The following is a 14,039-nucleotide window of genomic DNA, read 5'->3' as shown; positions in this document are numbered from 1 at the left end:
TGTGCCGGCGATCTTGGCGCTGTCCCGAAGGGGATGCATCATCACAATGGCTGATCGATATCAGGACCGACATTTTCCCGCCGACACGGCTTCCAAGGCCGACAGCGATCCGCTTGCCGAACTGGCACGGCTGATCGGCCAGACGGATCCGTTCGGCTCCTCCAACAAGCCGCCGCCGCGTCCGCTGCAGTCGCGCGCCAACGCGCGGCCGCAACAATACGAGCCGCAGGCCGCGGACGAGGATGCGCCGCCCGCGGGCCCGCCGCCTTGGATGCAACGCGCGCGGCAGGAGGCCGTCGCTCCGCCTCCCGTGCAGAACGCCGAAGACGAAGAGCCCGAGCAGGACTACCAGCCGAAGCCGGTGCATCCGTTGCACCGCTATGCGGCCCAGCAGGCGCAGCCTGCGCCCGCGCCGGTGGCGCAGTATCGGCCGGTCGAGGCCCCTCGGCAGCCGGAGGCATTTGACGAGGAGCCGCACTATCAGAGTGGCGGTCAGAGTCAGGATCCGTCGCGCTATGACGACGCGCTCTACGGCCAGCTGGAAGCCGGCGAGCAGGACCTGCAGCGCGATCCCGCCTATCCGGACGATCCCTATGCCTATGAGGAGGCATACGAGGAAGAACCCGAGCCCCGTCGGCGGCGCAGCGGCCTGATAACGGTCGCCGCGGTGCTGGCGCTTGGCGTGTTCGGCGTCGGTGGCGCGTACGCCTACCGGACCTATGTCGGCTCGCCCCGCAGCGGTGAGCCGCCGATCATCAAGGCTGACAACACGCCGACCAAGGTGATCCCGGCCCAGGCCGATGCGCCGGCCAAGACGCCGGACCGGATGGCGACGGGCGACGGCACCGAGAAGATCGTGTCGCGTGAAGAGACGCCGGTCGACGTCAATTCGAAGACCGCCGGACCGCGCGTCGTGTTTCCGCCGCTGAACGCCAATGCGAATCCGCCGCCGGCGGCCAGCGTGCAGACGGCGCAGCCGGCGCCGGCGCCGCTCACCGCGAACGGCACGTTGCCCAACAACGAGCCGCGCAAGGTCCGCACCCTCTCGGTCAAGGGCGATGCGCCCGATGGCACGCAGGCCACCGCGGCCGTGCCGGCGAAACCTCCGGCGGCGGCGAAGCCTCCGGTGTCGCGCGGCAACCCGGCTGCGGCCAATGCCAGCGTCAACTCGCCAATGTCGCTTGTTCCCGGCCAGGCTGAGGCGGCTCCGGCCGCGCCTCCGACCCGGGTCGCGTCAACCTCGGCGGCTCCGGTTGGTGGCGGCGGATATCTGGTCCAGGTGTCCTCGCAGAAGAACGAGGCGGACGCGCAGGCGTCCTATCGGACGCTGCAGGGCAAGTATCGCAACGTGCTCGGTTCGCAGCCCTTGGTGGTGAAGCGCGTCGATCTCGGAGAGAAGGGCGTCTACTACCGCGCCTTTGCCGGCCCGTTCGCGTCCTCGGAAGAGGCGAGCCAAGTGTGCAAGAGCCTGATGTCTGCCGGTGGGCCGCAGTGCCTCATCCAAAGAAATTAAGGGCCGTTTCCTTGACCCGTGAGCTGCATACGGCCTAATCGGCCGAATGACGAACCGCGCATTCATCACGGGCATATCCGGGCTGATCCTCAACGACGCCGAACGCGAATTCATTCGCGCCGAGCGGCCATGGGGCTTCATCCTGTTCAAGCGTAACATCGAGAGTCCTGCCCAAGTCGCGGCTCTTGTTGGGGAACTCCAGTCCGCGGTCGGCGTCGCCGATGCCCCGGTCCTGATTGACCAGGAAGGCGGGCGGGTGCAGCGGCTCGGCCCGCCGCATTGGCCGGCCTATCCGCCGGGCGCGAGCTTTGGGGCGCTCTACGACATCGATCCGAAGCTCGGGCTTGCGGCAGCCCGGGTCAGCTCACGGCTGATTGCGGCCGATCTGATCGATCTCGGAATCACCGTCGATTGCCTGCCCTTGGCCGACGTTCCGGTGGCCGGGGCGGATGCGGTGATCGGCAACCGGGCCTATGGAACCGAGCCGGACAAGGTCGCGGCGATCGCCCGCGCTGTCACGGACGGGCTGGAACAGGGCGGGGTGCTGCCGGTTCTCAAGCATATTCCCGGCCATGGCCGGGCCACGGCGGACAGCCATTTCCGGCTTCCGACGGTCGATACCGCCAGGGACGAGCTGGAACGGACCGATTTTGCTGCGTTTCAGCCGCTTGCCGATCTGCCGATGGCGATGACTGCACATGTTGTGTTTAGCGCGCTCGACCCCGTCCATCCGGCGACGACTTCTGCGACAATCATCGAACAGGTGATTCGCGGCCTGATCGGGTTCCAGGGTTTGTTGATGAGTGATGACGTGTCGATGAATGCTCTGGCCGGATCGATTGCCGAGCGGACCCGCGCCATCGTCACCGCCGGTTGCGACATGGTTCTGCACTGCAACGGCAATATTGACGAGATGCGCGAGGTCGCACGCGAAACGCCGGAACTGACCGGCAAGGCGCTTGAGCGCGCCAAGGCGACGCTCGCCGCGCGCAAGCCGCCTCAGCCGCTCGACCGGCAGGCGGCACGGGATGAACTGGATGCGTTGTTGGATCGGGTAGGGACGGCATGACCGCTGAAATTCTTTCGTTTGATACCGGGCGGCCGGCTGACCTCGCCGAGGGCGAACCGGCGCTGGTGGTCGACGTCGAGGGCTATGAGGGTCCGCTCGACCTGCTGTTGACGCTGGCACGGCAGCAGAAGGTCGACCTGTCGAAGATCTCGATCCTCGCGCTCGCCGATCAATATCTTTCGTTCATCGAGGCGGCGCGCAAGATTCGCCTCGAGCTTGCGGCCGACTATCTGGTGATGGCGGCGTGGCTGGCGTTCCTGAAGTCGCGGCTGCTGCTGCCCGAGCCGCCGACCGCGGAGGGGCCGAGCGCCGAGGAAATGGCGACCGCGCTCGCCAACCGGCTGCGCCGGCTGGAGGCGATCCGCGAGGCGGCGAACCGGCTGATGAACCGGCCCCAGTTCCAGCGCGATATCTTTCCGCGCGGCAATCCGGAATCGATCGCCGAGATCAAGCATCCGAAGTTCACCGCGACCTTGTACGACCTGCTGTCGGCCTACGCCACGCAGCGCGCGTCGCGCGTACTGACATCGGTGCATCTGGCCAAGCGGACGGTGTGGTCGCTCGCCGAAGCGCGCGCGTCGCTGGAGCGGCTGGTCGGCCTCGCCGAGGAATGGAGCTGCCTCGACGAGTACCTGATGAAGTACGTCGCAGATCCCAAGCAAAAGGCGACGGTGTTCGCCTCGAGCTTCGCGGCCGCCCTCGAACTGGTTCGCGAAGGCGAGATGGAGATCAACCAGAAGCAGGCGTTCGCGCCGATCTATTTCCGAAAGCGTCAAGCGCAGGCCGCAATGGCGGCGCCGGACCTGTCGGTTGAGTAAGTGGAAGAAGGAGAGCAAGCCCATGGCAAGCTTGGCGGAAGTGCGCAGAGAAGAGCCCGAGGAGGAGGTTTCTCCTATGGATCCGGTGGCGCGTCCTGAGGAATTGCGGCTCCTGGAAGCCCTGTTGTTTGCATCGGCCGAGCCGATCGACCAGGCAACGCTGGCAAAGCGGATGCCCGATGGCGTCGACGTCAAGGCTGCGCTGGCACAGTTGCAGGCGGAATACGCGCCGCGCGGCGTCAACCTGGTGCGCGTCGCCAACAAGTGGACGTTCCGCACCGCCGGCGATCTGTCGTGGCTGATGACGCGCGAGAGCACCGAGACGCGGAAGCTGTCGCGTGCCGCGATCGAGGTGCTGGCGATCGTCGCCTATCACCAGCCGGTGACTCGCGCCGAAATCGAAGAGATTCGCGGCGTGGTCACGTCGAAGGGCACGATCGACGTGCTGCTCGAGACCGGCTGGATCCGTCCGCGCGGCCGCCGCAAGACGCCGGGCCGTCCGCTGACCTTCGGAACCACCGACGCGTTCCTGTCGCAGTTCAGTCTTGAAGCGCTTGGCGACCTGCCGGGGCTCGAGGAGCTGAAGGGCACGGGTCTGCTCGACTCGCGTCTGCCGACCGGATTTTCCGTTCCGTCGCCGTCGGATGACGCGACGCTGCGGGAAGACGAGGAGCCGCTCGAGCCGGGTGATACGCTGGAACTGCTGCTGGCGCCGGCCGTCGAGCCGGAAGCCGAGGAACCCAAGACTGAGGCCGAAAAGACTGAGGCCGAAGCGACTGCGGTGGTTGAAACCACCGCCGAGGTCGAGGTCGAGGCGGATGTTGGCTCTGAGGCGGATACGGCCGAACCTGACGCTGGCGAGCCGCAAGACCGGGCCGACCGCGCGGGTGATGAGGCCGACGCCGAGGACAAGGGCGAATAAGCCTGAATATTCCCGGTTAAGCCTAGCAATATTACGTAGCCGCGACAGCGATTTGCCGCGGCCGAGGTCCTTGTTTTTGACACCCCGCGGGCCTACCTTCCGGCAAAGTTCAGGCCGGTCCGCCGGCCATTTCTGGAGGGTTGCAGGATGGGTTCGTTGAGCATTTGGCACTGGATCGTCGTGATCGCAGTGGTCCTGCTGCTGTTCGGACGCGGCAAGATTTCGGATCTGATGGGTGACGTCGCTCAGGGCATCAAGGCCTTCAAGAAGGGCATGCAGGACGACGACAAGGTCGCCGAGAAGACCGAGCCCACCAAGTCGATCGATCACAATGCGGCGACGTCGGCCGCGCGCCAGGACGTCGGCAGCAAGGCCGTCTAACGCGCTTGTACTGACGCATATTTCGACGTTTTTTCTTGCGCGAAACGGTGACGCCGTCGCACAGACGCGCTATGGACGCCGATTGAGAAAAGGCGCCGGCAGCCCCAGATCCTGTTAAGAGCGATGGGGCCGATGGCGGCGCGCTTAGGCGGAAGAATTCATGTTCGATATCGGGTGGAGTGAACTGGTCGTCATCGCGGTCGTCGCGCTGATCGCCATCGGCCCGAAAGAACTGCCGGGCGTGCTGCGCATGGTCGGGCAATGGATGGGCAAGGCCCGCAAGATGGCCTCCGAATTCCAGGGCCAGTTCCAGGAAGCCATGCGCGAGGCCGAGATGGCCGACCTCAAGAAGAGCTTTGACGAGGTCAAGGAGGCCGCAACCGGTATCACCAGCGGCAACATCATGACCTCGCTGCAGAAGGACGTCAGCGACGCCCTGCAGATCGACAAGCCGGTCGATGCGCAGGTCGCCTCCGCAATCGACGCACCGGTGACGTCCAGCGACGCACCGGTGACGTCCAGCGACGCACCGGTGACGTCAAGTGACGCACCGGTTACTCCCACGACTCCCGCCGAGCCGACGCCGGAAACCTTCGTCGAGGCTGAGACGCATGTCGCCGCCAGCGAGCCGCTCGCGATCACCAATGAGGTGAAGGGTGAGCCGACGCCGCAGGACGTGACGCCGGCACAGCCGGATGTGCGCAAGGACGCGAGGGCGTCATGAGCGCCGAAGACATCGAGGCCAGCAAGGCCCCCTTGATGGATCACCTGATCGAGCTGCGCTCGCGGCTGATCAAGGCGCTGCTCGGCTTCGGTGTGGCCTTCATCATCTGCTTCTTCTTCGCCAAGCAGATCTACAATGTGCTGGTCTGGCCGTTCGTCTGGATCGCGGGGCCTGAGAATTCGAAATTCATCTACACCGCGCTGCTGGAATATTTCATCACCCAGCTGAAGCTCGCATTGTTCGGCGCGGGCTTCATCTCGTTTCCGATCGTGGCCACCCAGATCTACAAATTCGTCGCGCCTGGTCTCTACCGGCATGAGCGCAACGCGTTCCTGCCGTATCTGATCGCCACCCCGGTGTTCTTCGTTATGGGCGCGGCGCTGGTCTATTTCGTCGTGCTGCCGATGCTGGTGCGGTTTTCGCTCGGCATGCAGCAGGCCGGGGGCGCGGAGACCGCGCAGATCCAGCTGCTGCCCAAGGTCGGCGAATATCTTTCGCTGATGATGTCGCTGATCTTCGCCTTCGGCATCGCGTTCCAGCTGCCGGTAATCCTGACGCTGCTCGGCCGGATCGGCATCGTCACCTCGAAGATGCTGAAGGAGAAGCGGCGCTACTTCATCGTGATCGCCTTCATCATCGCCGCCGTGCTGACGCCGCCCGACGTGCTGAGCCAGGCCTCGCTCGCGATCCCGCTGCTCGCGCTCTACGAGGGCGCCATCATCGCGGTCCGGATCGTCGAGAAGAAGGCTGCCACCTCGACCGCCTCGTCCGGGGCGACCAATCCCGCCGAATAGGTGATTTTGCCTCACACTCAGCGTCATACCCCGCGAAAGCGGGGTATCCAGTACGCTGCGGCCTCTCGGTGACACGCTGACGTCTCTGGAATACTGGATCGCCCGCCTTCGCGGGCGATGACAGTTGTGCTAGTTGAGGCACACCACAAAACGTTGACATACAACGTTATCCGCCTGAGCGACGTTAGGACCCCGACTGCCATGCACGACATCAAAGCGATCCGCGACAATCCGACAGCCTTCGACGCCGGCCTGAAGCGCCGCGGGCTTCGGCCGTTGTCGCCGTCGCTGCTGGCGATCGACGAGAAGCGGCGTGCGGCGATCCTGGCGTCCGAGCAGGCCCAGGCGCGGCGCAATGCGGCCTCGAAGGAGATCGGCGAGGCCAAGAAGGCCAAGGACGAGGCGCGTGCGGCCAAGCTGATGGCCGAGGTCGCCGAGCTGAAGACCACGATGCCGGAGCTCGAGGCGGCGGCGAAATCGTCCGATGACGAGCTGACCAAAGAGCTGTCGTCGATTCCGAACCTGCCGCTCGACGAGGTGCCCGACGGCACCGACGAGCACGGCAATGTCCAGCACCATGTGTACGGGAAGAAGCGCGACTACGGCTTTGCGCCGAAGCTGCATGATGATCTCGGCACCGCGCTCGGCTATATGGATTTCGAGGCGGCGGCGAAATTGTCCGGCGCACGCTTCGTCGTGCTGAAGAAAGGGCTGGCGCGGCTCGAGCGCGCGATCGGGCAGTTCATGCTCGATTTGCACACCGGCGAGCACGGCTACACCGAAATCAATCCGCCGCTGCTGGTGCGCGACGCCGTGATGTTTGGCACCGGCCAGTTGCCGAAATTCGAGGACGACCAGTTCTGGGCGATCAAGGGCGAATTGCTCGCGGCACCGAATGCCGATCTGCGCAGCGAGCGCCTCGGCCTGATCCCGACCGCGGAAGTGTCGCTGACCAACCTCGCGCGCGAATCCATCCTCGACGAGAAGGAGCTGCCGATGCGGCTGACCGCGCTGACGCCGTGCTTCCGCGCCGAGGCAGGCGCGGCGGGACGCGACACGCGCGGCATGATCCGCCAGCACCAGTTCACAAAGGTCGAGCTGGTGTCGATCACGACGCCGGAAGCCAGCAAGGATGAGCTGGAGCGCATGCTGTCCTGCGCCGAGCAGGTCCTGCAGAAGCTCGACCTGCATTATCGCGTGATGACGCTGTGCGCTGGCGACATGGGCTTCTCCGCGCAGAAGACCTACGACATCGAGGTGTGGATGCCGGGGCAGGGCGACGGCGGCGCCTATCGCGAGATTTCGAGCTGCTCGGTGTGCGGCGATTTCCAGGCCCGTCGCATGGACGCGCGCTATCGCGGCCCCGACGGCAAGCCGCGCTTCGTGCATACGCTGAATGGCTCCGGCACGGCGGTCGGGCGCGCCTTGATCGCCGTCATGGAGACTTATCAGCACCAGGATGGTTCGATCGCGGTGCCCGATGTGCTGCAGCCCTATATGGGCGGGCTCAAGGTCATCGAGCACGGCATGTGAGGCGAGGGCCGGTGTGATGCCGCTGCACCGTGACATCCACTGGCTTGGTCGACAATGGGCCGTCACGGGCCACGGTCTGCAGCTGATCAATCAGAAGCAGATGGGCTATTACGACATCGAGGCCGCGCGCCTGTGGGAGGCGCGCGTGACCGAGGTGCAATCGAAGGCCTGGATCGACAGGCCCGACTTCGACAAGGCGCTGGAGATCGCGCGCGGCAAGTTCGCCCAGATGGCGCCGGCCGATCTGCCGCCACCTGTACCGATTGCGTCGCCGCCACCGCCGGTCCGGGCGACGCCGCCGGCCGCGCCGCGCGCGCCGCTTGACGCGACATCGGTGCCCTCGATCGAGGAGCTGCTGGCCAGGCTGAAATCGAAATCGGCTGCGACGGCGCCGATCGCAAAGCCGGCCGAGGCACTCGCTCCGGTGCCGCCCAAACCCGAACCGCTCAGGGTTGAGCCTCGGAAAGTCGAGCCAGCGAGGTCTGAGCTCCCCCAGGCGGCTTCGGTCGCCCCCGAACCGTCCAAGGCCGAGCCTCGCGCGTTTGAAGCTCCGAAGGCCGAGTCGCTCACGACCGCACCCGCCAAGGCCGATCTCATCACGGCCGATTCCATCAAGTCCGAGCTCCCCACATCGGAGCTTCCGAAGCCTCCCAAGCCCGAGCCTCGCCAAACCGCACCAATTGTTCTTGAGCCCGCCAGGCCGGAAGCTCGAAGGGTTGAGCCGCCCAAGGTTGAAGCGCCCAAATCTGAAGCTCCCAAGTCTGAAGCTTCCAAGGCTGAAGCGCCAAAACCTGAACCTGCCAAGCCCGAGCCTCCAAGGTCAGAAGCTGTCACGTCCCGGGGTCTCGGGGCCGAACTGCGTCAGGCCCCGCGGGTCAAAATGCCAGGGGCGCCGCCGCCAGCGCCCGTTATCGCGGTTGTTCGACGGCCGGCCAGACCGGCCTGGCCGGTGTTCGAGCGCAAGATCGCCGGCAGCGGCAGATTTGTCCGTCCATGGCGCGTGACGTCGGCGCGATGGCACGGGCCTTCGCCAGGTTTGCCTCCGCGGCCCTAGCCGGTTAAGACGGCAATCAACTCAAGAAACCGCAGCGTAAGAAACCCGCGTCGAATCGGAACAAGAGGCACTTTGACGGATGCGAATTCTCTGCACCAATGATGACGGCATCCACGCTCCAGGCCTGCAGGTCGTCGAGCAGATCGCACGCGCGTTGTCCGACGATGTCTGGATCGTTGCCCCCGAGCTCGATCAGTCCGGCGTCTCGCATTCGCTGTCGCTCAACGATCCGCTGCGTCTGCGCGAGGTCAGCCCGCGTCATTTCGCGGTGCGTGGCACGCCGACCGATTGCGTCATCATGGGCGCGCGCCACATTCTCGGAGACAAGCTGCCCGATCTCGTGCTGAGCGGCGTCAACAAGGGCCGCAACGTCGCCGAGGACGTGGTCTATTCCGGCACCATCGCCGGTGCGCTGGAAGGTACCATTCTGGGCTTTCCGTCATTCGCGCTGTCGCAGGAATTCTCGATCGAGACGCGCAATGCGCCGCTGTGGGACACTGCGCTGAAATTCGGACCCGACATCATCCGCAAGGTGATCGGCGCCGGCGTCCCCAGGAACACCGTCATCAACGTCAACTTCCCGTCTTGCATGCCCGATGACGTGAAGGGCATTCGGATCACGCGGCAGGGCAAGCGCAATCAGGGATTCCTGAAGATCGATCGCCGTCACGACGGACGCGGCAATCCGTATTTCTGGATCGGCTTCGAGCGCGCGGCGATGATGGACACGCCGGCCGAAGGCACCGATCTCGCTGCGCTTGCGGCGCGCTACGTCTCGGTCACACCGCTGCGGCTCGACCGCACCGATGAAGCATTTTCGGAAACGTTGCTTGATACGCTGAAGTAATCCTCGGGGAATCTGTAGCCCGGATGGAGCGAAGCGAAATCCGGGACCCGTGTTGTGAAGTCACCGGATTACGCTTCGCTCCATCCGGGTTACGCACCCAACTTGCCGTTAAACCGGCGCACCCTTCATCGCGCTGGAGATCACCTGGGCCAGCGTTTCCAGTTGGAAGGGCTTTTGCAGCGCCGGACGGTCGCGATACTCCGGAGGCAGGCCGGACGAGCCATAGCCGGTCGCGAAGATGAAGGGGCGGTTGCGGGCGTTGATCAGCTCGGCGACCGGGGTGATCACCTTGCCATTGACGTTGACGTCGAGGATCGCGAGGTCGAATTCGGTCGATTGCGCAAGCTTGACCGCTTCGCCGATCTCGCCGGCCTCGGCCGCGACGCTATGGCCGAGTTCCTCCAGCATATCGGCGACCATCATCCGGATCATGACCTCGTCCTCTACGAGGAAAACTGAACAGCCCGCCGGCCGTATCGCTGTCATGATGGAATCCTTGCCCTTCCCTGAATCAGGCTCGCAAATAACATTACAGCGCGCAATGCAAACGTTTGGGAATTGGTCCTTTTCCAGCGCGCAGCAGGGTTTGCCGCGTCGCCCTGGCTGACCTTGTTGCGCAAGATTTGCCCAACAGCCGACGAGGTATGTTGGCTCTACCAGAGCCCCGATCTGCACCACCCAGACGTTAACCCGCGCATCGTCGCGATTATATGTGATGCAACCGGGCCGGCGCCAATGCGAAACCGGGCGATGGTTCCTGGCCGGGAACAAAACGCGACGGGAAATTTTTCCTTAACGCGGTATTTCGGATTTCAATGGCATCAAGAGGGCGGAGATTCCGCGCTGCTGCCCAGAGACGCTGATGAACATGGCCGTGAACCCCGATCCGACCGAGAAGATGATGTTTCAGCTGACCCTGCGGCGGCGCGGGGTGAGCGATCGGGCGGTGTTGCGTACGATGGAGGAGGTGCCGCGCGAGGTCTTCGTCGATCCGCGCGATCGCAACGAGGCCTATCGCGACAGCGCACTTGCGATCGCCTGCGGGCAGACCATCAGCCAGCCTTTCGTCGTGGCCTACATGACCGAGCAACTGCAGCTGCAGAAGGACCATCGCGTGCTCGAGATCGGCACCGGCTCGGGCTACCAGGCGGCCGTGCTGTCCCGGTTGTGCAAGCAGGTTCTGACCATCGAGCGCTACCGGACGCTGGCCGACGGCGCCCGCAAGCGCCTCGAAAAGCTGGGCTATTACAATATCGAGGTGCTGCTCGGGGACGGCTTCGACGTTCCGGCCGGGGCAGGCGATTTCGACCGCATCATCGTCACCGCGGCGATGGAGCAGATCCCGGAGAAGCTGCTGGAGCGGCTCGAACCCGGCGGCATCCTGATCGCCCCGGTCGGGCCGCATCAGGGTACCCAGACCCTCGTCCGCGTGGTGCGGACCGAGAACGGCTTCGACCGCAAGGAATTGGTCGACGTCCGCTTTGTGCCGGCGCTGCCGGGAATCGCGCGCGAATTGTAAATTTGGCGATTTGCTGCTTGGCACCAACGCCTTATTCGCAGGGTTAAGCGGTTATTTACTCGGTACGTGTTTACTCAAAACAGTCTTTTGTTGCGTACGAGTGAGTAACCATGTCTGGGGTTGTCGAGTTGCTTCGCTCGCGTCGCGTGCCGCAGGTTGCGGTGCTGACGCTGATGTCCATGGCTTTTGCCGGTTGCAGCGCCGATATGTCGTCGCGCTTCTCGCAAAACTCCTACTCGCAAAATCCGTTTGCGTTTGATCCGCAGCCGACCGGTACCGTGCAGCAGCCGCCGCCGCCGCGCGAGTTGCCGCAATACGCGCGGCCGCGAACGCAACCGCAATATTCGCAATATCAGTCACAGCCGTTGCCGCCGCCGGTCGCAGCAGCGCCGCAGTCCTATCCGGTCGCCAATGCCAATGCCGGCGTCTCCGGAGGAGGGCGCGGAGTTTCGTCCTACACACCGCCGTCCGCGCGTCCGCAGATCGAATCCACCGGCACCGTTCCGCATTCGGTCGCAGCAGCCAATACCGGGCATAACGGCACCACGATCATTGTCGGCACCAGCGACACACTGGAAGTGCTGGCGCGCCGCTACAACGTCTCGACCGCGGAGATCCTGCGCGCCAACGGCTACAAGGGACCGCGCGCGCTGTCGCCCGGCCAGCAGCTGGTAATTCCGCGCCCGACCGCATCGGCCGCGGCGCCGGCGATGGCCGCACCGGCGGCGCGCCCCGTCGCCGTGGCAGCGGCGCCTGCCGGCGTCCACTATGTCAATCGCGGCGACACGCTGCACAGCATCGCGCGCCAGCACCACATTCCCGTGGCCGAGCTCGCCCGCGCCAACAATCTCGACCAGTCGGCCCGGCTCAGCCTCGGCATGAAGCTCGTGGTGCCCGGCGCCAAGACGGCGATGGCGGCGCCTGCGCCCGTCGCTCAGCCTGTTGCTGCTGCGCCGATTGCTGTGGTGGCTCCGGCACCGGCGGTCGCAGCCCCGAAGGTCGTTGCAACCGCGCTGCCGCAGCAAAGCGCGCGGCTGGTCCAGCCGACCGCGGCAGTCGAACAGCCGGCGGCTGCCGCTGAAGCGCCCGTCGTCACCAAGTCGAGCGAGGCCACCGGCGCGTTGCCGACCTTCCGCTGGCCGGTGCGTGGCAAGGTCATCACCGCCTACGGCTCGAAGACCAACGGCAAGGTCAATGACGGCATCAACGTCGCGGTGCCCGAGGGCACGCCGGTGAAAGCTGCCGAAGACGGCGTCGTCGCCTATTCGGGCAATGAGCTGAAGGGCTACGGCAATCTCGTGCTGGTTCGCCATTCCAACGGCTACGTCACCGCCTACGCCCATGCGAGCGAAATCCTGGTGAAGCGCGGCGATACCATCAAGCGCGGTCAGGTGATTGCCAAGTCGGGCCAGTCCGGCGAGGCGGGCTCGCCGCAGCTCCACTTCGAGATCCGCAAGGGGTCGTCGCCGGTCGATCCGCTCCAGTTCCTCAACGGCGCGTAAGCTACGCGTCGGGACTTCAAGGGACTTCCAAGTCTCACAACAAAGACAGCGGGGGTGGCGCAAGCCTCCCCCGCTTTGTTTTGTCGATTGCCTCGGTGATTACTTGCCGCTCAGCCGCGTAGCCCGGATGGAGCGAAGCGAAATCCGGGAGCTCACCCGCGGAGTGCACGATCCTGGATTGCGCTGCGCTCCATCCGGGCTACACAGGCAATGACGGGAGGGCTATGCCTTCCATTGCCTGTTACTGGCCGGTCAGCCGCACACCGAGCCGGCCCGCGAGCTCCTGCGTGTACTGCCAGGCGACGCGGCCCGAGCGCGAGCCGCGGGTGGTCGACCATTCGAGCGCCTCGCGCTCGAGTTCGTCGTCGGCGATCTTGATGCCGTAATGGTCGCAATAGCCCTTCACCATCGCAAGGTACTCGTCCTGGCTGCAGCGATGGAAGCCGAGCCAGAGGCCGAAGCGGTCCGACAGCGACACCTTCTCCTCGACCGCTTCGCCGGGATTGATCGCGGTCGAGCGTTCGTTCTCGATCATCTCGCGCGCCAGGAGATGCCGCCGGTTCGAGGTCGCATAGAGGATGACGTTGTCGGGGCGCCCCTCGATGCCGCCTTCCAGCACGGCCTTCAGCGACTTGTACGAAGCATCGTTGCCGTCGAAGGAGAGGTCGTCGCAGAACACGATGAAGCGGAAGGAGGAGCTGCGCAGCAGCTCCATCAGGCCGGGCAGGCTCTCGATGTCCTCGCGGTGGATCTCGATCAGCTTGAGGCGGTCGGCCCGCTTGCGGTCGAGATTGATGCTGGCATGGGTGGCCTTGACCAGCGACGACTTGCCCATGCCGCGGGCGCCCCAGAGCAGCGCATTGTTGGCGGGCAGGCCGTCGGCGAAGCGCTCGGTGTTCTCCATCAGGATATCGCGCATCCGGTCGACGCCCTTGAGCAGGCCGATCTCGACGCGGCTGACGCGCGGCACCGGGGCCAGGCGCCCGTCCGGATGCCAGACAAAGGCGTCCGCGGGGCCGAAGGTCTCGGCCGGATCGAGGGCCGGGGAGGCGTCAGCGAGGCGGCTCGCGATGACCTCCAGGGCGTTCGCGATCCGCTCGGCCGCCGCGCCGTCGAGCGCCGTTACCGGGCGTTTTGTCGCGGCGTTTTCAGCACGCTTGGCGGCAGCCTTGGGGGTGGTTTTGCGGGTTGTTTTACTGGTCGTTTTCTTGGCTTTTTTCGGCATTTGTCCAGTTCCTGACGGCGCAGCCTTATCGGGCTGGCGGCGGTCCCGCAAGCGCCCTAAATGAAGGTCCGTTAACGTTGCAATTGGGACCGCGGCCGCTATAGTCCGCGCGAATTTGTCCGGACCGCCATACCGCCC

The 14,039-nt window shown here is 65.1% G+C and carries 13 protein-coding genes and 1 pseudogene; 12 read left to right on the top strand and 2 right to left on the bottom strand.

Features of this window, described 5'->3' with window-relative positions; translation table 11 throughout:
• The first annotated feature begins 46 nt into the window (after positions 1–46).
• From IF803_RS03315 to surE, 10 genes and pseudogenes are all read left to right on the top strand, one after another.
• Complete coding sequence (locus tag IF803_RS03315) at positions 47–1,513, top strand: SPOR domain-containing protein (RefSeq protein ID WP_461191254.1); 1,467 nt, start codon at positions 47–49, stop codon at positions 1,511–1,513.
• A gap of 46 nt (positions 1,514–1,559) precedes the next feature.
• A complete protein-coding gene (gene nagZ, locus IF803_RS03310) occupies positions 1,560–2,582 on the top strand; it encodes a beta-N-acetylhexosaminidase (RefSeq protein WP_461191253.1) in 1,023 nt (340 codons plus the stop codon).
• Positions 2,579–3,400 carry a segregation and condensation protein A gene (locus IF803_RS03305; RefSeq protein WP_028342077.1) on the top strand — a complete coding sequence of 274 codons (822 nt, stop codon included), beginning with the start codon at positions 2,579–2,581 and terminating at the stop codon, positions 3,398–3,400. The genes nagZ and IF803_RS03305 overlap by 4 nt, the downstream gene beginning before the upstream one ends.
• Before the next feature lie 22 nt (positions 3,401–3,422).
• Positions 3,423–4,277, top strand: a pseudogene (gene scpB / locus IF803_RS03300) (SMC-Scp complex subunit ScpB); the annotation flags it as partial.
• Positions 4,278–4,469: 192 nt separating this feature from the next.
• Positions 4,470–4,703, top strand: coding sequence for a twin-arginine translocase TatA/TatE family subunit (locus tag IF803_RS03295; RefSeq protein ID WP_016846882.1), 234 nt, complete (start codon positions 4,470–4,472; stop codon positions 4,701–4,703).
• Positions 4,704–4,863: 160 nt separating this feature from the next.
• Positions 4,864–5,427: a Sec-independent protein translocase protein TatB gene (tatB, locus tag IF803_RS03290; protein ID WP_461191252.1), complete on the top strand. Its 564-nt coding sequence runs from the start codon at positions 4,864–4,866 to the stop codon at positions 5,425–5,427.
• Positions 5,424–6,221: a twin-arginine translocase subunit TatC gene (tatC, locus tag IF803_RS03285; protein WP_038388491.1), complete on the top strand. Its 798-nt coding sequence runs from the start codon at positions 5,424–5,426 to the stop codon at positions 6,219–6,221. Before tatB ends, tatC begins: the two co-directional genes overlap by 4 nt.
• Positions 6,222–6,422: 201 nt before the next feature.
• On the top strand, positions 6,423–7,754 hold the full coding sequence (gene serS / locus IF803_RS03280) for a serine--tRNA ligase (protein ID WP_461191251.1): 1,332 nt from the start codon (positions 6,423–6,425) through the stop codon (positions 7,752–7,754).
• Between the two features lie 16 nt (positions 7,755–7,770).
• Positions 7,771–8,808, top strand: coding sequence for a hypothetical protein (locus IF803_RS03275; protein ID WP_461191250.1), 1,038 nt, complete (start codon positions 7,771–7,773; stop codon positions 8,806–8,808).
• A gap of 79 nt (positions 8,809–8,887) precedes the next feature.
• Complete coding sequence (gene surE / locus IF803_RS03270; RefSeq protein WP_461191249.1) at positions 8,888–9,655, top strand: 5'/3'-nucleotidase SurE; 768 nt, start codon at positions 8,888–8,890, stop codon at positions 9,653–9,655.
• 108 nt (positions 9,656–9,763) lie between these two features.
• Here the strand turns inward: surE and IF803_RS03265 are convergent, their stop codons facing one another.
• Complete coding sequence (locus IF803_RS03265) at positions 9,764–10,141, bottom strand: response regulator (RefSeq protein ID WP_026192734.1); 378 nt, start codon at positions 10,139–10,141, stop codon at positions 9,764–9,766.
• Positions 10,142–10,517: 376 nt separating this feature from the next.
• Here IF803_RS03265 and IF803_RS03260 point away from each other — a divergent pair, with 376 nt between their 5' ends.
• Both IF803_RS03260 and IF803_RS03255 read left to right on the top strand, forming a co-directional pair.
• Positions 10,518–11,174 carry a protein-L-isoaspartate(D-aspartate) O-methyltransferase gene (locus IF803_RS03260; RefSeq protein WP_051447967.1) on the top strand — a complete coding sequence of 219 codons (657 nt, stop codon included), beginning with the start codon at positions 10,518–10,520 and terminating at the stop codon, positions 11,172–11,174.
• Positions 11,175–11,284: 110 nt separating this feature from the next.
• Positions 11,285–12,676, top strand: coding sequence for a peptidoglycan DD-metalloendopeptidase family protein (locus tag IF803_RS03255; RefSeq protein ID WP_461191248.1), 1,392 nt, complete (start codon positions 11,285–11,287; stop codon positions 12,674–12,676).
• 241 nt (positions 12,677–12,917) lie between these two features.
• Here IF803_RS03255 and IF803_RS03250 read toward each other — a convergent pair whose 3' ends face one another.
• Positions 12,918–13,901 carry an ATP-binding protein gene (locus IF803_RS03250; protein ID WP_461191247.1) on the bottom strand — a complete coding sequence of 328 codons (984 nt, stop codon included), beginning with the start codon at positions 13,899–13,901 and terminating at the stop codon, positions 12,918–12,920.
• Between the last annotated feature and the right edge of the window lie 138 nt (positions 13,902–14,039).

This window comes from Bradyrhizobium sp. UFLA06-06, assembly GCF_054820065.1.
The sequence above is the reverse complement of the archived record's forward strand: the minus strand, read 5'-3'. Positions and strand labels throughout refer to the sequence as shown.